The 20317-nt window shown below is 59.4% G+C and carries 18 protein-coding genes and 2 pseudogenes; 10 read left to right on the top strand and 10 right to left on the bottom strand.

The annotated features are described in order from the left end of the window. Positions 1-64 precede the first annotated feature (64 nt). The gene (locus tag LRP59_RS07910) at positions 65-1597 is read right to left on the bottom strand and encodes an MFS transporter (protein WP_002521889.1); all 1533 of its coding nucleotides are present in this window, start codon (positions 1595-1597) and stop codon (positions 65-67) included. A 256-nt stretch (positions 1598-1853) separates the two neighbouring features. On the opposite strand from LRP59_RS07910, the pseudogene LRP59_RS12135 reads away from it, so the two are divergent. Further along, positions 1854-2207, top strand: a pseudogene (locus LRP59_RS12135) (hypothetical protein); the annotation flags it as partial. Between the two features lie 103 nt (positions 2208-2310). Here the strand turns inward: LRP59_RS12135 and camp2 are convergent. Continuing rightward, a complete protein-coding gene (camp2, locus tag LRP59_RS07905; RefSeq protein WP_002514000.1) occupies positions 2311-3114 on the bottom strand; it encodes a CAMP factor pore-forming toxin 2 in 804 nt (267 codons plus the stop codon). A gap of 593 nt (positions 3115-3707) precedes the next feature. On the opposite strand from camp2, the pseudogene LRP59_RS07900 reads away from it, so the two are divergent. Continuing rightward, a pseudogene (locus tag LRP59_RS07900) lies at positions 3708-3931 on the top strand (hypothetical protein). 162 nt (positions 3932-4093) lie between these two features. Next, entirely contained in the window at positions 4094-4219 is a 126-nt protein-coding gene (locus LRP59_RS12030; RefSeq protein ID WP_002513998.1) for a hypothetical protein, read from the top strand. A 286-nt stretch (positions 4220-4505) separates the two neighbouring features. Here the strand turns inward: LRP59_RS12030 and lipA are convergent, their stop codons facing one another. From lipA to LRP59_RS07870, 6 genes are all read right to left on the bottom strand, one after another. After that, a complete protein-coding gene (lipA, locus tag LRP59_RS07895) occupies positions 4506-5498 on the bottom strand; it encodes a lipoyl synthase (protein WP_002513997.1) in 993 nt (330 codons plus the stop codon). A gap of 10 nt (positions 5499-5508) precedes the next feature. Continuing rightward, positions 5509-7752: a cation-translocating P-type ATPase gene (locus LRP59_RS07890; RefSeq protein ID WP_002521882.1), complete on the bottom strand. Its 2244-nt coding sequence runs from the start codon at positions 7750-7752 to the stop codon at positions 5509-5511. Continuing rightward, positions 7749-9692, bottom strand: a complete 1944-nt coding sequence (locus LRP59_RS07885; protein ID WP_032504759.1) for a cytochrome c oxidase assembly protein — start codon at positions 9690-9692, stop codon at positions 7749-7751. Before LRP59_RS07885 ends, LRP59_RS07890 begins: the two co-directional genes overlap by 4 nt. A 49-nt stretch (positions 9693-9741) precedes the next feature. After that, the gene (gene lipB, locus LRP59_RS07880; protein ID WP_032499643.1) at positions 9742-10560 is read right to left on the bottom strand and encodes a lipoyl(octanoyl) transferase LipB; all 819 of its coding nucleotides are present in this window, start codon (positions 10558-10560) and stop codon (positions 9742-9744) included. A gap of 173 nt (positions 10561-10733) precedes the next feature. Next, positions 10734-12104: a 2-oxoglutarate dehydrogenase, E2 component, dihydrolipoamide succinyltransferase gene (gene sucB / locus LRP59_RS07875; protein WP_002513993.1), complete on the bottom strand. Its 1371-nt coding sequence runs from the start codon at positions 12102-12104 to the stop codon at positions 10734-10736. A gap of 158 nt (positions 12105-12262) precedes the next feature. Continuing rightward, a complete protein-coding gene (locus LRP59_RS07870; protein WP_032504758.1) occupies positions 12263-13789 on the bottom strand; it encodes a leucyl aminopeptidase in 1527 nt (508 codons plus the stop codon). Between the two features lie 35 nt (positions 13790-13824). On the opposite strand from LRP59_RS07870, the gene LRP59_RS07865 reads away from it, so the two are divergent. Then, complete coding sequence (locus tag LRP59_RS07865) at positions 13825-14304, top strand: hypothetical protein (protein WP_002521876.1); 480 nt, start codon at positions 13825-13827, stop codon at positions 14302-14304. On the opposite strand, the gene LRP59_RS07860 is transcribed toward LRP59_RS07865, so the two are convergent. Both LRP59_RS07860 and LRP59_RS07855 read right to left on the bottom strand, forming a co-directional pair. Beyond that, positions 14274-14492: a hypothetical protein gene (locus LRP59_RS07860; RefSeq protein WP_252236837.1), complete on the bottom strand. Its 219-nt coding sequence runs from the start codon at positions 14490-14492 to the stop codon at positions 14274-14276. The two genes, LRP59_RS07865 and LRP59_RS07860, sit on opposite strands and share 31 nt — an antisense overlap. Before the next feature lie 43 nt (positions 14493-14535). After that, positions 14536-15291 (bottom strand): DUF3043 domain-containing protein, encoded by a 756-nt coding sequence (locus LRP59_RS07855; protein ID WP_002521875.1) that lies wholly within the window; start codon positions 15289-15291, stop codon positions 14536-14538. Between the two features lie 198 nt (positions 15292-15489). Here LRP59_RS07855 and LRP59_RS07850 point away from each other — a divergent pair, with 198 nt between their 5' ends. The 6 genes from LRP59_RS07850 to LRP59_RS07825 all read left to right on the top strand — a co-directional run bounded on the left by LRP59_RS07850 (position 15490) and on the right by LRP59_RS07825 (position 20300). Further along, positions 15490-16290, top strand: a complete 801-nt coding sequence (locus LRP59_RS07850) for a PspA/IM30 family protein (protein WP_002513987.1) — start codon at positions 15490-15492, stop codon at positions 16288-16290. After that, positions 16287-16577, top strand: a complete 291-nt coding sequence (locus LRP59_RS07845; protein WP_002513986.1) for a PspA-associated protein PspAA — start codon at positions 16287-16289, stop codon at positions 16575-16577. The genes LRP59_RS07850 and LRP59_RS07845 overlap by 4 nt, the downstream gene beginning before the upstream one ends. A gap of 170 nt (positions 16578-16747) precedes the next feature. Then, complete coding sequence (erpA, locus tag LRP59_RS07840) at positions 16748-17101, top strand: iron-sulfur cluster insertion protein ErpA (protein ID WP_002513985.1); 354 nt, start codon at positions 16748-16750, stop codon at positions 17099-17101. 375 nt (positions 17102-17476) lie between these two features. Continuing rightward, positions 17477-18190, top strand: coding sequence for a cytochrome c oxidase subunit II (gene coxB, locus LRP59_RS07835; protein ID WP_002521874.1), 714 nt, complete (start codon positions 17477-17479; stop codon positions 18188-18190). Next, on the top strand, positions 18187-19905 hold the full coding sequence (gene ctaD, locus LRP59_RS07830; RefSeq protein WP_148378289.1) for a cytochrome c oxidase subunit I: 1719 nt from the start codon (positions 18187-18189) through the stop codon (positions 19903-19905). The genes coxB and ctaD overlap by 4 nt, the downstream gene beginning before the upstream one ends. Then, positions 19905-20300 (top strand): cytochrome c oxidase subunit 4, encoded by a 396-nt coding sequence (locus tag LRP59_RS07825; RefSeq protein ID WP_002513982.1) that lies wholly within the window; start codon positions 19905-19907, stop codon positions 20298-20300. The genes ctaD and LRP59_RS07825 overlap by 1 nt, the downstream gene beginning before the upstream one ends. Positions 20301-20317 lie beyond the last annotated feature (17 nt).

Below are 20317 nucleotides of genomic sequence, written 5' to 3'. Positions count from 1 at the left end.
TCTCCTCGTGGCTTCCCTGACTCGTTCTGGCTGGAGAATGTGAATATGTGTTCTGGCTGTCGATTTAGCACTCGCTGGATGCAAACTCGCTTGAAAGGTCGCCACTGTTGATGTACCGGTCATCTCCGTCCTCGGGCCGGACAGCCTCTGGATTGACGAGAGCCTGGAGCTTGCGTGGCAGATTCAGCCCAACGCCAAGGATAACAATTAGGCCGAAGCCCACGGACAACACCCCTAGAGCCGATCCCAGACCGTGGCTCTTGGCCAGTGAGGCGCCCACGAATGGTCCAATTGCACCGCCGAGAGCTCCGACATTGTAGATGAACCCCACTCCGGCAGCTCGCTGCTCGACGGGGAAATAGCTCGATACCCACCGAGGGGCCAGCCCTGAAACACCTTGGCCGAACAACTGGTTGAAGAACAGTAGAAGCCCAATGAGCCATGCTGACTTAATTCCCGCAAAGAATAGCGGAAACACGATGATCTGCGCTATGAGAATGCTCGTGAAGTACCACTTTCGCATTCCTATCCAGTCTCCCATGAAGCCTGTGACAAAGTAACCGATCATGTTGCCGAATTGTGCGATCGTCAGCAGATTGGCGACGGTGGAAGCTGCATATCCTGCACCCGTGAGGTATGTAGGTAAGAGTCCCAGGATGGGCCATCCATACATGAAGGCAGAAAGGATGACGATCATGATTCCGATGCCAATGACCCAGCGTCGAGGATCAAATTGCACGATGAGACACATGAAGATGGCGCCGCAGACTGTGGCCACGGCGAGGACGCCCCAGAAAGGCAGGATGTCGAGGGCGAAGATGGCTAGTAGACCTGCCATTGCCGCGATGACGAGTGTGATGTTTAGCGACATGCGCTTTCCACTGAACAGCACCTGGAAAGCGTCACGTGATTCGGACGATTTTTCGCGCTCGCGTGACTTTGCCGTCTCCCAGTCGCTAGCTTCGGGGAGGCGACGTCGCATGTACAGTGCCACTGCGATGGGCACGATTCCGGTGATGAACAGGGCTCTCCAACCCCATCCGGCATGCCAACTGTCGACCCATGGGACCAAGTACTTGTCGACCTGGACGGCCAGGATGGCGCCTATCGCATAGCCTGACAACAGAAATGACGATGCCTTGCCGCGGATTCGGGGATGCCATGATTCGATGACATATGTTGCTGATGACCCGTACTCTCCCGCCATCGCGAAGCCGACGACCATGCGCATGACGAATAGGAACATGAAGTTCGGCGAAAATCCCATGAGGAGCGAGCCGATCGCGAACAATACGGTTGCGATGATCATGGCTGGCTTGCGTCCGAACCTGTCGCCAACACCGCCCAGGATTAGTCCGCCCAGCCACCGTGTGATGAAGGCTGCTGACACTAACGCTGCGCTTTGCACCAGGGTGAGGCCAAAGGCTGCCTTGATCTCTGGCAGTGCTAAGGTGATGAGCACAAAGTCGTAGCCGTCAAGGGTGACACCAATAAGGGCTGCAATGAAGAGCTTCCATTTGGTGGCGTCTAAGTACTGCCACCATGGTCTTTTGTCACCCATCTCCTTGATGGTGACGATGTCGTCTGAGCTGGCCATAAGCCCCCAATCGTCGTTGATCCAGGAAGTACGTTAGACGTCCAACATTTTGAAGATAAGTGGTCGCCGATATGTTGGCAAGTCGATGTTCCCGGTCGCTCACGCTAAATGATCGGTGGCGGTGATCCGTGATTGTCGGCACGGTTTCTGCGGGATGAGTTTTGCGACCCAGCTGAGATCGTGCTGAATACATGGGCTGTACGAGGCTACGATGCCGCGTACGTACGTCCCTGACATGATGACTCATGGTTGACGGATCCGTATTCTCCGCGCTGTGCAGGTGAATATGTCGATTCACGCGCGCCTGGCGACCTGGTACAAGCCGTTGGCCTGCCTATGGCGGTGGTAGCCGATCATGCCGCGATCTCGCGTGAGACGATGAGCTGTCTGGACAACGGTTACGTACACGTGGGTCTCGCCATGGTGCTGAACGCCGTTGTGACCCCGGGTATCAAAGCGCGTTGTCACGGTTGTCGCCCCCATGAATGGACATTGCTGAAGCCGTGCGGCGACGCTACCGGAAACGTTCGGTAAGTTGTCCCGAGGGATGAGGGTGGTGACAGTGGTGCGCACTGCCTTGGAGAGAAGATGTGTGTTACTGGAGGCGGCTCGCGTAAAGACAATCATTTTCTGCACAGCACACTCGGTGCCTTGCCCGCACGCAGGCGGGCAAGGCACCGAGTGTTGATGTCAATTAGCGAGTGCGTTCTGACTCAGGCAGCCTTCTTGACATCAGGGGAATTAAATGCGGTCTGATAGGCCGCAAGGAGCTCGGTGCGTGCAGCCTGGATGTTCCCGACGGTCGTCTTTGGGTCCAGTCGAACGCCGACGGCCTTGGTGATGGCGTGATTGAGCGTCTTGTACACTGCGGCGCTCTTGTGACCAAGGATGTACCGGTCACGGTCGGCGCGCACCTGCCAGATTGTCTTGCTGAAGTTGGTGCGTACGTACACAGTGGCAACGTCATTCGGGGTGAGGTCGGGGTATTGCGAGACCTTTTCCAGGCGAGCCTTGAGGGCGGCGCCCTCGGCGTCGAGTTCCTTGGCGGTGGACGCTGGGTTAGCGGTCAGCAGGACGGCCTTGGTGACTTCGAGACCGAGTTCGACGTGGGCGGGGCGGACCTTGTTTTGGAGAGTGGTCGTAGCAGTGTGAATGGTGTCAACAGTGGTGGCGACCAACTTGATCCTCGGCATGATCGTCGACGGGTCGTAGAACGGGATCCCCCCATGAGCGAGGGTCTCGATGAGGCCACGCAGGTCGAAGGCAGCCTTGAGAAGATCTCGGATCTGGTCAGAGTAGTCAGAACCGGGGACGGATTTCTGTACTGACTGAAGGGTCGCAATACGTGCGTTCAGAAGCTGCATACTATTGCGAGCTTCATTGGCCGAGAGCTCGTGGGTGCTGGTCGCCGAGATGGTCGTCGTCGGCTCGACAGCATGAGCACTGGGAGCTGACAGCGCCGCTGGCACGAGCATTGCGCCGACAAGGAGAGGAGCTACAAGATGGGTCTTCTTCATAAAGGTTCTCCGTTTATTGGTTGCGGATGCCCCGGTCGAGGCAAGCGAAGTGTATCGGATATTTGGATGGGGGGCGATGTGATGAACGGCGTGTACGCCGCCAACATTTGTTGGAGCTGTGATCATGCGTGCGTCATTCCGGTAGGGGCCCCGTGTGGTGTATGGCTACGATGGTGCATAGACCCGTTCAGGCGTGTTGCAAGCGTGGCCAGATGGCATGCCTAACACACCGAATATGAAGTTAATGCGCGGGCAATTCGAGATCTTCTGTTTCATAATCTTGGAGGTCAAGAACTGGTGAAAGTGCCTTGCGAGAATCTGCTCTAAGGTGCCCACGATATGGTTGAGTTCATCGCAGTGTGGAGCTTTTGGTCTTCAGGAATAATCCTCGCTGATCGGGTGTCGGATGCGTGTCCAGGTTAACTTCATCATCACGTGTTTGCGTGGCACTGGATCGGTCACGTTAGGCCAATGAAGCACGTCATATGGCTATCGCTGATTGAGTCAATGTGGTAATTGACATTGGTTGAGATTTCAGTACATATTTTCAATGTGAAGCCGTAAAACCGGGTTTGCTGGTTTACGTGGTGGTCATGCTGCTCCTGGGGGTGGTTCGACCAAAGTGTTTGCTGCAGGTGCGCTTCTAAGCCCGTGGTTGGGGTGCATGCGGATGGTGGAGTTGGAGTCCGTTAAGGAGTGGAAGGTTGGGGTCCGTGTGTGGTTGTGGGTAAAGAGAGGGAATGACTGGGTCAGGGTTGGGTATCAGGATGCGCATGTCTTCCAAGGTGGTGGGCGTGGAAAAGGGCAGGTGCGCTAGTACAATGCTATGGGAAATAAGAAAACCATTTTTCATGGCCAAGTTGATGTTTTAAAGGAATGATTGACACTCTCGAGCGGGTCAATTCACCTGATGAGCCGCTGCCGTGCTCTCCGTGGTGATGGTATATGCAGGCCTACGACGGAATCAGTAAGGAGGTTTATGGGAGAATTCATAGCTGTCGTCGTCACTGTTCATCTCCACTCTGATGACGTTGGTTGCGTCGATGATATCGACGAATTGAGAATACTTCTCAATTCCACTGAGGCTCATGGGTGCCTTCCTTGATGTGGCTGTCCTGGTCAAGAGGGAACGTTGGATGTCCGGGATCGTTGGCAGTGATGTATCTGTGTCGGATACGGTCGTCCTGCGGCTCGACTCACATCGACAACCGCACACCCGAGCGGGACCTGCGTAGTAGACGATGTCCGCCGTGACCGGAAGGGTTCTGCGATGACGTGTTCCCGACGATATTGAAGCGTTGGCTATTCGATGTTGTGTCTTTTTGATGCAGGGGCGGCCCCACCTCATGCGAGCCGTTCGACGTGCGTCCCAGCTCTAGGAGGTCGCACCGTCACTCCTTGGCCGCGAATGGTGCAGGTTTCGCACCGTCGCGGTACCCGGTGACGATCGTCACCGGACGCTCGCCGCGAGCTTCCATAGCCTGCCGATAGAGGCGGCCAGCCCGGTAGGAGGATCGCACAAGCGGTCCGCTCATCACACCGACAAATCCAATCTCGCGGGCCTCTTCGGCTAACTCATCGAACTCCTGAGGCGTCACCCAACGGTCGATGGGGTGTAGGTAGGAGTTCGGGCGCAGGTACTGGGTGATCGTCAGCAGGTCGGTGTTGGCGTCATGGAGTGCCCGCATGGCCTGTGAGATTTCTTCACGGGTTTCGCCCATGCCAAGAATGAGATTTGACTTGGTGATCAGACCGGCCTCATGTGCAGAGTCCAGGACGGCCAAAGAACGGTCGTAGCGGAATCCGGGTCGAATGCGCTTGAAGATGCGGGGGACTGTCTCAAGGTTGTGACCGAAGACCTCCGGGCGTGCTTCGAAGACGATGTCGAGCAGGTCCTGTTTGCCGGAAAAATCTTGGGCCAACATCTCGACGCTGACGCCGGGAGTTACCTGGTGGATTTGACGAATCGTCTCGGCGCATAACCAGGCACCCTCGTCCTCGAGGTCGTCTCGGCATACCGACGTCACGGTAGCGTAGCGCAGCCCCATCTGCTTGACGTACTCTGCGACGCGACGCGGCTCGTCTTTGTCGTAGCCTTCCGGCTTGGCCGACTCGATCTGACAGAAGTCACAACGGCGGGTGCAGTGGTCGCCGCCGATGAGGAAAGTGGCCTCGCGATCCTCCCAACACTCGAAAATATTGGGGCAGCCAGCCTCTTGACACACGGTGTGCAGATCTCCGTCGATCATCCGGCGACGCATGTCGCGGTACTCCGGACCCATTGTGGCCCGAGTCTTGATCCAGTGGGGCTTGTTCTCGATGGGCGTCTGAGAATTCTTGACCTCGACTCGGAGGAGCTTCCTACCGTCTGCTTCGACACTCACGCCGGCCAGTTTAACTGCGCGTGCCGAAGTTGCGAAGTCTCAGGGAATGGGTGACGACGAAGAGGCTCGAAAGGCTCATGGCAAGCCCAGATATCAGCGGGTTCAGGAAACCGGCGGCCGCGATCGGGATCGCTGCAATGTTGTAGATGAAAGCCCATGCAAGGTTGCCGCGGATGGTCCTTAGAGTGCGTCTCGACAACCCAATGGCGTCCGGGACGACCCCGAGATGGTGGCGTACGCAGATGATGTCGGCGCTGCGCATCGCGATATCAGTGCCGGTGACCAGCGCCATGCCAAGATCGGAGCTTGCCAAGGCAGCGGCGTCGTTGATGCCGTCGCCTACCATGGCTACCACGCGGCTTTCAGAGCGAAGTCTCTCAACGACCCCGGCTTTGTCGGTGGGTAGGACCTCGGTCAGGACCTCGTCGGTGCCAAGTTGTGTTCCGACGGCTTCTGCGGCGGCTTTCGAATCACCAGTGAGGAGAACTGTTCGTAGCCCCATATCTTTGAGCTGGGCGATGACTTCCGAGGCCTCGGGTTTGACGGTGTCGGCGACGACAAGGGCAGCTGCGGCCTGACCGTCGATCGCTACCAGAACGGCGGAACGGCCTGTTTCGGCTGCTTTCTCAACGGTGTGGCTCAGCTCGGCGGGAATCTTGATCTCTGCCTCCGTGAGAAAGGCAGGGTTGCCAACCATGACACGATGCCCCTCAACCTCGCCACTGGCGCCTCGTCCAGCGAGGGTGCGCGGGCTGGGGCACGCTGGAATGGTGCCTTTGACAGCTGCTACCACAGCTTTGGCCACCGGGTGGGTGGAGTGTTGGTCCAGGGCGGCGGCGTAACGGTGGGCGCGATCGACGTCCTGCCCGTTGGCAGGGAGCGTCGCGACGAGAGTCATCTCCCCGCTGGTGACAGTACCGGTTTTATCAAAGACCACGGTATCAATGCGACCGGACGCCTCCAGAGCTTCTGGCCCCTTAATGAGGATGCCCAGCTGACCACCTCGGCCAACCCCAACCATGAGGGCAGTCGGCGTCGCTAAACCCAGGGCGCACGGGCAGGCTATGACAAGCACCGAGAGGCCTGCCGAGAGGGCATGCCGGGTTCCTGCCCCGGCGATCCACCAACCGAAGAAGGTCAAGACGACGATGGCAAGAACAGCTGGCACAAAGATCTCGACGACCTTGTCCACCAGACGCTGGACGTTGGCTTTGCGAGCTTGGGCCTCCTCGGCTAACACCGCCATGCGGGCGAGCTGACTGTGGTCACCGACTCCGGTAGCTCTGGCCACGATCCGCCCGGTAAGGTTCATCGTTCCGCCGAGCACCGCTGACCCTACAGTTACGTCGGCGGGCATCGGTTCGCCGGTCATCATCGACGTATCGATACTGGAAGACCCCTCGATAACCTCCCCATCGGCGGCCAAAGTCTCTCCGGCCAAGGTAATGAAGAGGTCACTCTGGTGTAGCTGCTCAACGGGAACGACGGTCTCGATTCCGTTACGCAACACCCGCGCATTCTTGGCAGCCAGCTGCCTCAAAGCTGTTAGCACAGACCGTGCCGACCTCTTGGCGCGGGCTTCAAAGTAGCGTCCGGCTAGCAGAAAACAGGTCACCCCGGCGGCGACGTCAAGGTAAAGGGTGTCAGCCCCCGCCGGGGTGATGCCGTAGCCCAGCCAATACCTCTCGTGGTCCTGAGCTCCAATGAGGATGGAGATGAACGACCATCCGAAAGAGGATAAAACCCCTAGTGAAACTAGGGTATCCATGGAGGTCACACCGTGGCGCAAATTCGTCCATGTTGCCTTGTGGAATGGCCACGCTGACCAGAAAACCACCGGCAGGGAGAGGGAGACGAGTAGCCAGTCCCACGCGGGGAAACGTAATTGTGGTTCCAAAGCTAAGACCAGGCCGATGTCCATGAGGGGCAAGGTCAGGAGCACGGCCACAATGAGGCGGCGCCTTAACATGGTGATGCGGCGCTCTGCCTCGGCTGCTAGATCGATGTCGGAGAGCAGGGCTGCGGTGTAGCCGGCATCCTTGACAGCGGCTATCGCATCCTTGACGCCCATGCCAGTTACCGTCGCCCGCTCAGAGGCGAAATTGACACTCGCGTGCACCCCGTCAATGCGGGACAGCCTTTTCTCGATCGTTGTGGCGCACGCAGCGCAGGTCATCCCGCTGATTTGCAACTGCACCGGCGGATGTAGGACGGTTTGCTCCTCGTCAGGGGGACTCATTGCGGCCGTGCTCATGACTTGGTCCCTGGATCGTGCGGCTTGATCTCCTGACCAGCCATTCGGGCGAGCATGTCGTTGTAGGCGGCCAGGGACTCATCAAGGCCGGCGTCCTCAGAAGCATCGACCCGCCGCTGGTCGCGACAGTCCGAGATGAACCACTGCACGCACAGCGCGATGAGGACCAGCGCCATCGGGATCTCGCCGGTGGCCCAGGTGATCTGGCCACCGAGGTTCTGGTCGTCATGCAGATTGGGAACCCACGGAATAGATAGTGCCTCGTAAAAATCCTTGCCGATGATCTGGTGGGCATTCATCGTGATGACGGCGAAGAACGAGTGGAAAGGCATTGCAGTAATAACGAACCCCAATCGGCCGATGTGGGGCAGTGACACTGGTAGATCGTCCAAGCCAATGACGTATTCAAACAGCATGAACCCGGCCATGAGGAAATGCAGCAGCATCCACTGGTGTCCCCAATGGTAGCGCATGAGGTAGTCGAATATCGGGGTGAAATAGACGACGTAGAAGCTGGCAATAAAGACGATCCATGCGGCGAAGGGGCCGAATAGGATCTTTGTGGGACGCCATTCCAGCGTCGCCATGAGGCAGTCATGGGGTCCGTTGAAACCATCGTTGATCTGGTCTCCGGAACGCAATACCCGTCTTAGGAGGGTGATTGGCGCTCCCAGCACCAGTAGGGCCGGAACCAGCATGTTGAAGGTCATATGAACGAGCATGTGCCAGCTGAACTGCATTGAGGAGTATTCCCACAACCCGGTGCTGGCAAGATATATCACCACGACCCAAGCCCCGATCCATGAGCCTATACATGCCCCAGACCAGGCTTCGCCACGACGCTTGAGGGTCCTAACAGCGACGTAATAGCCAACAATTCCGAGGACTGACAGAGTCCAGAAACCGATGTTGGGACGGCCGGGAGCCAGCAGGATGGCGGCTGTGGGTGCCGGTGGTAGTTCATAACCGAGGTAATTGACAGCCGGGGTTTGACCAATGAGGTAGCGCGGTGGTATAAGCTGATTTGATGCTCCCGTCACAATCAGCACGATCGCCACCATCGTCACCCCGAGCCAGCTCAGCATCCTGGTACGTGGCAGCCAGGTGATGACGACCCAGATAGCTGTAGCGACGAGCACGATGATGCGGGCCACGCCCCATCGGTCAGAGCCCCAGGAACGCTCAGCCTGACCTTGCCAGGTGACAATAATGCCTCCAGCAAGGGCTACGGCGGCGCCGATGCGTTGCTTCCAGATAAGACGGTTGGTGAGGGCAGGGCGCGGGCCGTCAAGGACCTCGACCAGAACGCAAGCAGCGGCGACTGTCATGCCGATGGTGGCCAGAGCTCCGGAGTCGGTGGCGAAATCGTGGTTAAGGCCCACCGAAATTGCCCCGGTGACGGGAACCGGCAATGCGGCCAGGACCGTCATTAAGCTTGCCACTACGAGGCCGCCGAGATGGGTGCTCAGTAGAGCAAGCAGGCCGACCAGCAGCCCCAAGACTGCGACGACGAGCCAAGCCGCTACAGATGGGGTTGAGGTGATGTAGGTCGGGAGATCGAGGAACGCCTGCTCGACGGTCAAACCGGCGGAATCAGCGGATTCCAGGGGGATCATGAGCAGGGCCAGTGCAACCCACATCTGTGCGGCTAACCATGCCCGGCGTCCGCGGGTGCGGGTGGAATCGACGACATCCCGATGCGGCGAGCACAAGGTGGCGCGAACAAGCTCTGTTAGCGTCCACACCAGGGCTGTCCAAAACAGGGTTTCGACGACGGCATGCAGGACGCTAGTGAGGGTGTCTGGATTCTCCCTGCCCAGCAGACGAGGTTCCAGGGGACGGAGTCGTCCAATCACCGCGGCGACGATGGCCATGGCGACACCTGTGGCCGCTAACAGCGGTCCAGTGGTGCGGGCGTGGCTGGGATACGTCACCGACATCTCCTTTGGGGCAGGGTAGAGGGAACTGTAGCCGAGGGAACGGACAGGATCATGACATGGGATGCAGGAACGCCGGGTGCTCCCGACGCGGAATGTCTGGGCTCATCTCATACGGCTGAAACGACATCATCTCAGTGAGGATGGGCTCGAGGTTGCCAGCCACCTCTAGCAGAGAGGGGACCTCGGCGTCGGGGCCGTACAGACGTCTTAGTTCGCGTGCCATGCTGGTCACGTCGGCGTCGGAGATGCCACACGGAATAATGTTGTCGAAGCCAGCAGTGTCGGGGTCGATGTTGAGGGCGAAACCGTGCATCGCTGTCTGTCGAGAGACGCGGATGCCGATGGCGCACACTTTTCGCTCGGGTCCCACTCCATCGGACGGGAACCACACTCCGGTTCGTCCAGGGACGCGCCCGGCACGCAATCCGTATTGGGCAACGAGCCGGATAATGGCTTCCTCTACTCGGCGCACATAATCGACAACGCCGATACCGCGCTGCAAGAAGACAATCGGGTAGCCGACAAGCTGACCAGGGCCATGCCAGGTGATTTCACCGCCTCGGTCCACTGGAACGACCGGGGTGCCGTCGAAAGGATAAGCCTCTTTGCGGGTGCGTCGTCCGGCTGTGTAGACGGGATCATGTTCGACATAAATGACCGTGTTGGGGCGCTGGTGGGCGGACACCTCAGCGTGCACCTCGCGCTGATGCGCCCAGCACTTGTTGTATTCAGTGCGGGTGGGACGGCTATCTGCAATCCCCAGGTACTCGAAGTGTAGTCCGGCGGGATGATCAACCCAGCCGCGGGGCTTCACCCCCTCAACTATCTGTGGAGTGTGGGGCTGAGGCGTGGGAGGGTCCTGTTGCATCACATCTTGCGATCATAGTGTCGGCCATGCAATGAGGTGACGTAGCCGCCGAGTTCGAGCAGCATTCGCAAGGGGCGGGCGTAAACGGCGAGGCGGTGGGATCGATCCCACCGCCTCGGGCTTGCCCTGGGTATTCAGCTTCCCGGGCCCGCGTTCTTCTTAGCCTCCAAAGGTCAGAACTCTCCGGCGAAGTCGCCCTCTTCCAGACGAGCCTTGATGCCCGATAGGAAGCGAGCCGCCACGGCGCCGTCAATGAGCCGGTGGTCGTAGGACAGCGAGAGGTACATCATGTCGCGGACTGCGATGGTATCCTCGCCGAACTCGTTGGTGACGACGACTGGGCGCTTAACCAGAGCACCGGTGCCGAGGATGGCGACCTCGGGCTGGTTGACGATCGGGGTGTCGAAGAGGGCACCGGCCGAGCCATAGTTGGTGATGGTGAAGGTGCCGCCGGACAGCTCGTCAGGGGTTACCTTGTTGTCGCGGGTGCGGGCAGCGAGATCGCCAATCTGGTGGGCCAACCCAGCGATATTGAGATCACCGGCGTTCTTGATGACCGGAACCAGCAGCCCGCGCGGGGTATCAACGGCGATGCCGATGTTCTCAGAAGAACCGTAGGTGATCGTCCCCGCCTCGGTGTCGATATTTGCGTTGAAGGTCGGATTGGCCTTGAGGGCCTCAACGACGGCCTTAGTAATGAAAGGCAGGTAGGACAGACCGACTCCCTCGCGAGCCTTGAAAGCAGCCTTCTCAGCGTTGCGGATGCGGGAGATAGCGGTCATGTCCACTTCGACGGTGGCCGTCAACTGAGCCGAGATCTGTAGGGACTCAACCATCCGCGAGGCGATGACTTTGCGTAGACGGCTCATCTTTTCGGTGGTGCCGCGCAGAGCGGCAGCCTCCGGAGAGACTTCCTGGGAGGCCTTACGGGCTGAACTAGCCGGTTTCGGAGCAGCCGGGGCAGGGGCAGCCGGTGCCTGAGGAGCTGAGGGAGCCTCTCCAGACTTACCGGCTGCAGCTAGTACGTCTTGCTTGCGAATACGACCCCCGACACCAGTTCCGGTGATCGTCGACAGGTCGACGTTGTTCTCCCGGGCGAGCTTGCGGACTAGCGGGGTGACGTAGACGTCCGACGATGGGTTGGTGGCGCGTGGGGCGACCTCATTGGTCCCGGCGGGTTTGGGAGCCTCGGCGGGCTTCGGCGCGGCCGGCGCAGGGGCCTCCTCGGCCTCGCTCTTCACCGGCTCAGGCTCGGCCTTTTCTGCGGGCTCAGCCGTCGGCTTAGCAGGCGCAGAGCCCGACTCGGAGGGGTCGCCGATGATGGCTAGGACGGCGCCGACTTCGGCGTCTTCGTCTTCGGGGACCTTGATCTCAAGTAGGGTGCCGGAGGCGGGGGAGGGGACTTCGGTATCGACCTTGTCGGTGGACACCTCAAGTAAGGGTTCGTCGGCCTCGACGGTGTCTCCGACAGCCTTGAGCCAGCGGGACACGGTGCCTTCGGTGACGGACTCGCCCAGTGCAGGAAGAGTGACTTCGGTCGACATGTGTTGGAGCTCCTTTGCAAGCCGCGACGGATTCGTGGCAAGCCTAGCTTGACTGTGGCCAAATGTGCAGTTGGTCCCATTTTTGGATTCAGAAAATGTCATCCGAATACGGCAAGGGGCAGGGGCCATGGCCCCTGCCCCAATGGTGATACTTATGATCAGCCAGCCATATGTGCGGCGAGCTGGACCAGAGTGCGCACTCCGAATCCGGTTCCTTGAATCGGGGTGTAGTCATGGGCCGAGGCCTCGTTGTACGCCGGGCCGGCGATGTCGAGATGGGCCCAGTCGGTGCCTGGGGTCACGAAACGTTGCAGAAAAGCTGCAGCGAGCATCGCGCCGCCTTCGCGAGCGCCGGAGGACTTGACGTCGGCAATGTCGGAATGCAGGCCTTCGCGAACCTCGTCGGTAATCGGAAGCTCCCAGAAGTCCTCGCCGGCAGCCTCGGAAGCGTCGAGCAAGGTGTCTGCCGCCTGGGCCCCCGAGGTCATGACACCTGCGGTGTGGTTACCGAGAGCGACCATGCAGGCGCCGGTCAGGGTGGAAATGTCGACGATGAAGTCAGGGTCGTCCTCACACGCGCGGGCCAGGCCGTCGGCCATCACGATGCGTCCCTCGGCATCGGAGTTGCCATTCTCGACTGTCGTCCCATCGTACATAGTGACGACGTCAGAGGGGCGCCACCCTGATCCAGACGGCATATTCTCTGCTAAACACCCGTAAGCAACCACGCGAACGTTGAGCCCGAGGCGGGCAATCGCGCCGATAGCGGCGAGTACCGCAGCAGCACCGCCCATATCGCACTTCATGGTGTACATGTTGGCAGCAGTCTTGATATTGAGGCCGCCAGAGTCGAAGGTAATGCCCTTGCCCACTAGAGCCAGCGTGGTGGTGGATCCTTCCGGGGCGTATTCCACGCGGACCAGACGTGGGGAGTGGGCTGAGCCTCCGCCTACCGCGAGGATGCCGCCGAAGCCACCACGCCCCAGGGCTTTCTCGTCGAGCACGTCGACGGTGACGTCCGAGAGGTTGTTGCACCAGGATTGCACCGAGGCGGCGAAAGTCTTCGGGTAGAGTAAGTTGGCTGGAGCGTCCACCCAGTCGCGGGCGGTGTAGACGGCATCAGCAAGGATACGGGCTTTGTTGAGCTCGGGCTTAGCGCCATGGGCATTGGACACGATCGTGACAGTCGAGATCTCGGGCTCATTCGAGGTTGCGGTAATGGTCGGCACGTTATAGCAGCCGAGTAAGGCCCCCTCGGCGGCGATTCGAACCTGCTCGGCCGAGACTGTCCCCATGTCAACGGCTATTTTGAGGCTGCTGCCGTGTGATAGGTCAGCGGCGGCACGAGCGCCCGAACCGGCAGCCTTGCGCAGGGACTCGCCATCGAATCCCTCAGCTCCGCAGCCAACCAGAACGAGGCTGTTTCGAAACCATGGCAGCACCACGGTGGAACCAAGTTTGGTAGATCCGCCGGCCCGAATGGCCACTTCGACGAGCGGGGCGCCGAAGGTCTCTTCAGCTTCTTTGACAGCGCGCGGTGCCAGCCCCTGGACGGTGGGGCCTTGGGAACCCTCGACCAGACCGGCAATCACGACGTCGGCGCCGTTGGCATTTCGCGACACCTTGAGGTCGGGACGCGGGCGGATGGGCAGCTGGGTGCTGTTGGCCACGAGGATTCCTCTCATTCGGTGGAAGGTTCCATTCGGTAGATAATTTCGGGATGGGCCCGGTCATTCCCCGGGGCGACACCTCGTCGGTCAGCCTAGTCGAGGGATGTCAAGTGCGTGGCGGCGCGGTCGTAATGAGTCGCCAGTATGGTGAGTTTGTGAGCTCTACAACGTCGGCACAGCACAGCGCACCGTTAGGCCGTGCGAGTCATCCCAAGCTTCGGTTGGTTCTCGACATCGTTGTTGCTGCGGCCGGGGTTACCTTGCTGGTGTGGGGAATTATGGTGATGGCCTCGCCCACAATCTCTTGTCGAGGTGTCGAGATGCATCCGGGGGACACCTGTCACAAGGCCACGTACACGGCAACCCATACCGACACCGTGCAGACGTACGAGCAACGGCGTCGTTCTATAGCTCAGTCCCGTCCGACTGTTATTGGGCTGGGGATCGCCTTGACAGTTTTTGGTGCGGTGATGACTTGGCAGACCGTGAGGGTCCGCGATCACTCTTCCGATAGTTCCATCGGGCCGTAGACGACATCGTTGTCCTTCATAAGGGTGACTTCGTCGATTCCAGCATCTTGTAGCTCGGGCCAAGTTTCAGAGAGCCATGCTTCGGCCTCCTCCTGGGACTTGAACTGCTGCTCGGCTCCGAGTTCACCGAGGTGTTCGGAGCCTTTGACGGTGATGCGGGACTGCTTAAAAAGCCACGAGTAACTCATACCTACAAGACAATCACGTCTGCCACGTCTGCGTCCCACAAAGCTATGAGTCAATTCTTTCGCCACGTTCGACGCGCGGTGCCGGGTTGCGCCAGCGACGCACCGTCATAGCGCGATTGTTGAGGTAGGACCACAGTCCACGCAGGGAAGCGCTGGGGTAACGGGCTCGGATCCCCTTCTTCGCCCCGTGCCACAGGCGCCAGGAATCAATGAGCCACAAGATCATCACGATCAGCATGCCCATGGACATGGCGTTGATGGCGCCAACGGCGGTTGGAGCGATGAAGAGCATGGCCAACCAGATCACCATGACGGCTAGGAAGATCGGCATAATGAATTCGCTGAAAGTCCAACGCGAGTCAATGTAATCGCGCAGGTAGCCCCGCTCTGGGCGTCGCTCGGCCGCTTCCATAGCCGCGGCCTGGCGCTCACGCTTGGCCAGACGCTCGCGTTTGCGGGCCTCCTTCTTACTCAGCGTCGGATTGAGACGGTGACGACGGGCAGCCTCAGCTTCGGCGCGGGTTGGCGTCGGCCCCTTCTTCGCGGTGTGCCGGGATACGGTCTTCTGCTGTGCAACAGGCGCCTTATGGGCAGCCGTTTGGTGCTCCTTACCGGCGTGACCCCCCCTACTAGCCCGTTGTTTTTTGCCGGTTGACGAGGTCTTCGGAGCGCGTCTGGGAGCTGCGGTAGCCGAGGAAGAGGAGGACTCAGTACTAGATCCCGGCTCTGCCTCGACGGTCTCCTCCGTCGGTCCGGTCTTCTTGCTGGTTCCCTGCTCGTAGGGGCGGAACAGTCCCACGATCCATCCTTTTATGTGTCGTCCTCGCGCGCCCGGTGGCTTGTTCCAGCTGGCGCGACCCTGTCTGGGCTGAGAAGATTGTACGGGTATTGCTGTTGCCGATGTTGCGCAGTCCCGTACCCTAATGATCAGGCAACCGCAACGCTGACGACTTCCCGGAGTCCTCAAGCACCGAAGGGGAAGGATTCGACTCCACCTATGGCTGGCATATTTGCACGACTTTCGACGGTTTTTCGCTCTAAGGCGAACAAGGCCCTCGACAAGGTCGAGGATCCGCGCGAGACCCTCGACTACTCCTACCAGCGTCAGCTCGATATGCTGCAGAAGGTGCGCAGGGGCGTCGCCGACGTCGCCACGAGCCGTAAGCGCGTCGAGCTGCAGATGAATCAATTACAGACCGATGTCGACAAGATACAGAACGCTGCCAGTCGCGCACTCGAGCAGGGTCGTGAGGATCTCGCCCGTGAGGCGTTGACCCGTAAGGCAACTCTGCAGGCCCAGCTCAATGATCTGCAGACCCAGCACGCCACCCTGCAGGCTGAGGAAGAGAAACTCATCCGCGGGTCGCAGCGCCTCCAGGCTCGAGTGGATGCCTTCCGCACCAAGAAAGAGACCATCAAAGCTACCTACTCCGCAGCTGAAGCCCAGACCCGCATCAACGAGGCCTTCACAGGTCTTAATGAGGAAATGGGCGACATCGGCATGGCGATCACCCGCGCCGAGGACAAGACGATGGAACTGCAGGCTCGTGCTGGAGCCATGGACGAGCTTATTGCCAGTGGTGCTATTGAGGATCCCACTCGCAGTTACGGCGACGACATCACCCGGGAGCTCGACAGTCTGGCCAACGACCATGCCATCGACGCTGAGCTGTCGGCTTTGAAGGCTCAGCTGGGGGCAGGGCGTGATTCCGCCCCGGAGCTCGAGTCCGGCGCCGAAAACGGAACGGACCCGCATACGGGATCGCGATCTGTGCGACGTCAGGAGGATCAGTCATGATCATTCGCATTGTTGGTGAAGGCCAGTGGCAGGTGCCCGACATCGAAATGGGTCATCTCAATCGCATCGATGCCCGCGTCGAGCACGCTATCGAGACAACCTCGCAAAATGAGCTCACCGAGGCCTTAACTGAGCTGGTGACGACGGTGCGGACTGTTGGTACTCCGATTGCTGACGACAACATCATCGACTCGGACCTCATCGTTCCTGACGTTTCTGCGACGATCGAGGAAGTCTCAGTCTGGCTGTCGGAGAACCCGGCCGGCGACGGTCTTATCCCCGGTTGATCCCCTGAATGTCCCTGTTCCGCTGCGCGCTGAACCGGTACCGTTCGGTGTGGACAGCGTGCTGCGGATACAGTGGATAATGCGACGGGACGACACACCCGCCCGATCCATCAAGATCGACCACCCGGGTCATCTCCCGGGACTGTCCATCACACGTTCTTGGAGCCCATATGACCGACGCCCTTACCCCTCCCGCCACTGACGGAATCATCCTTACCGACGCGGCTGCCGCGAAGGTGAAGTCGTTGCTCGATCAAGAAGGTCGTGACGACCTCGCGTTGCGTCTGGCTGTGCAGCCTGGCGGTTGCTCGGGGCTGCGGTATCAGCTGTTCTTCGACGAGCGTCACCTCGAGGGCGACGTTGTAAAGACCTACGGTGGGGTCGATGTGGTTACTGACCGTATGAGCGCCCCGTATTTAGCTGGTGCCACGATTGACTTCACGGACACCATCGAGAAGCAGGGGTTCACTATCGACAATCCTAACGCGACTAGCACCTGCGCTTGTGGGGACTCTTTCCACTGAGCTGGTTCTGGGGATCGGGAACTCTTCCCAGGCAGGCTCGTTGGAGTCATTAAGGCGTTTCGTCAGTCCTACTGGGCGGACGAAGCGCCTTATTTTCGCTATTGTTCGATGTGACGGACACAACAGTTACCTGTTCCCATCGTCGGGTCGGGGGCGGGCTTGCAATGGGGAGGGTGAACCGTGGGACGCAGAGTCAGCTGGCGACACGACCTTGTCCGGGACGTGCCCCGAAGTGGCAGGCGTGCTGCCGGAAAAGCCGGTGGCATCTGTGCCGCAGTGATTGCGGTGGTGGCCCTCAGCGGCTGTGGCAGTACTGGCCCCGGGCGCGCAGCTCGTCTCGGTCTTGTCGATCCGGCGTCCGATCGCGCCGTGCACATGGGCAATATGTGGATTGGCGCCTGGGTTGCGGCGCTTGTCATCGGCGTATTCGTATGGGGGCTCATCGGATTTGCCGCTTTCAAGTTCCGTCGTAAGGACGGTGACCCGGCGATTCCGCGCCAGTCTCGCTATCACCTTCCGCTTGAAGTGCTCTACACCATCGTTCCTTTCCTCGTGATCGGCGTGCTGTTCTTCTATACCGTTCGTACCGAGAACAAGGTGCTCGACAAGGATCCTGACCCTCAACATGTCGTTAATGTTGTCGGCCAGAAGTGGTCGTGGACCTTTAACTATATGGAGGCCAATAATCCTGACGCCGGTGGTGTTGTCACCCATGAGGTTGGCACTATCGAGAAGATTCCGGATCTGTACCTTCCGGTGAACCAGTCAGTGCGCTTCCGCCTCAAGTCCGCTGATGTTATCCACTCGTTCTGGGTGCCGGCCTTCTACTTCAAGATGGACGTCATTCCGGGCCATCCCAACCAGTTTGACCTCACCCCGACGAAGATCGGTGTTTACGACGGTAAGTGCGCCGAGCTGTGTGGAACCTATCACGCAAATATGATCTTCAAGGTGCACGTGGTGTCGGTTGAGGACTACAACAAGCACCTTCAGCAGCTCAAAGCTCAGGGCGACACCGGTGAGATCAAGCCTGCGAACTCGGTTGCTGCCCTCACCACCACCGACTCACATGAGGGGGAGAAGAAGTGACCAGCGCATCCATTGCTCAGCGGAGCGCACCTCCTGCCGTTACTCGCCAGGAGCGTCGCAAGGCCAGCTTCGGTGCCCTCGTTTGGGATTACATGACGACGACCGACCACAAGAAAATCGGCCGGCTGTACTTTGGTACGTCGCTGTTTTTCTTCGCCTTTGGCGGCATCCTTGCCCTGCTTATTCGCGCCGAGTTGGCATATCCAGGCATGCAGTTCATGCACCAGGAGACCTTCAATCAGTTCTTCACGATGCATGGCACGATCATGCTGCTGATGTTTGCCACCCCGCTGTTTTCCGGGTTCGCGAACTTCTTCATGCCGCTTCAGATCGGTGCCCCGGACGTCGCATTCCCGCGTATTAACCAGTTTGCGTACTGGCTGTACCTTTTCGGTTCCTTGATGGCCTGTAGCGGCTTCCTCACCCCTGGTGGTGCTGCCAGTTTTGGTTGGTTCGCCTATGCGCCACTGTCGGACGCCATCAACTCTCCGGGTGTCGGCGGGGACCTGTGGGTGATGGGCCTGTACCTCCTTGGTTTGTCGTCCATCCTCGGTGCTGTCAACTTCGTGACGACGATCATTCTCATGCGTACCCCCGGCATGACGATGTTCCGGATGCCGATTTTCTCCTGGAATATCCTCATCACCTCGATCATGGTGCTGGTCGTCTTCCCAGTCCTGTCGGCTGGTCTGCTCGTCCTCGAGGCTGATCGGGTTCTGGGGGCCCATATCTTCGACGCTGCGAACGGTGGCCCGATCCTGTGGCAGCACCTCTTCTGGTTCTTCGGGCACCCGGAGGTGTACGTCATCGCCTTGCCGTTCTTTGGCATCATCACTGAGGTGCTGCCAGTGTTCAGTCGCAAGCCGGTGTTTGGCTATGTCGGCCTGGTGTTCGCGACCCTGGCTATTGGTGGTCTGTCGGTGTCTGTGTGGGCCCACCACATGTTCGTGACTGGCGCGGTCTCCCTGCCGTTCTTCTCCTTCATGACCTTCACGATCGCTGTTCCGACTGGTGTGAAGTTCTTCAACTGGATTGGCACCATGTGGGGCGGCTCGTTGAGTTTTGACACGCCGATGCTCTTTGCTATCGGCTTCTTGACGACCTTCCTGTTCGGCGGTCTTACTGGTGTCATGCTCGCTAGCCCGCCGATGGACTTCAACGTGTCTGACACCTACTTCGTGGTAGCCCATTTCCACTATGTGCTGTTCGGCACAGTGGTCTTCGCGATGTTCGCCGGGTTCTACTATTGGTGGCCGAAGATCACTGGGCACATGCTTAACGAGACCTGGGGCAAGATCCACTTCTGGAGTCTGTTCGTCGGTTTCCACACCACCTTCCTCGTTCAGCACTGGCTTGGTGTTGAGGGTATGCAGCGTCGTATTGCCGACTACGGTGCCTGGGAGGGATTCACCTTACTCAACCAGGTGTCGACCTTCGGTGCCTTCCTGCTGGCCATCTCGATGCTGCCGTTCGCATGGAACGTCTGGATTACTCGTCACGATCCGAATATCGAGGTCGCTGACCCGTGGGGTTGGGGCCGTACCCTCGAGTGGGCTACTTCGTGCCCGCCGCCCGCTCACAATTTCACGAAGATGATCCGCGTGCGCTCCACCTCTCCGGCCTTCGACATCAATCATCCGGAGGCCGCTCTGGCCCCCGAGACTGGGGAAGCTAATCCGCGAGAACTCGTCCACTCCGGTAAGGAGGATGCCTGATGAAACCGGAACGTTGGGTATTCGGCGGGCTCGGCCTGTTCTACGTCGTCGTCACCCCGGTGTACTGGTTGACGGCACATGAAGTGGCCGGCACCTGGGTGCTCGGGCTGTCGGCGGCGATGGCCCTGATGGTGTTTTTCTACGTCCAGGTCATCGCCAAGAAGATCAATCCTCGACCCTCCGACGAGAAGGACGCCGAGGTGATCGACGGGGCTGGTCCGGTCGGTTTCTTCCCGCCACAGAGTATCTGGCCGTTCTGGTGCGCGCTCGTTGTCGCCATCATGTGCCTCGGCCCGATCTTCGGCTGGTGGATCTCTCTGCTCGGGCTGGGCATTGGTATCTGGGCCGCCTCGGGTTGGGCTTTTGAGTACTACCGCGGGGATTACGCTCACTGACGTATCGACCATCGCCG

It is taken from the genome of Cutibacterium sp. 37298, assembly GCF_023838685.1.
GTDB lineage: Bacteria > Actinomycetota > Actinomycetes > Propionibacteriales > Propionibacteriaceae > Cutibacterium > Cutibacterium acnes.
This window is presented reverse-complemented; position numbering and strand designations above follow the sequence as displayed.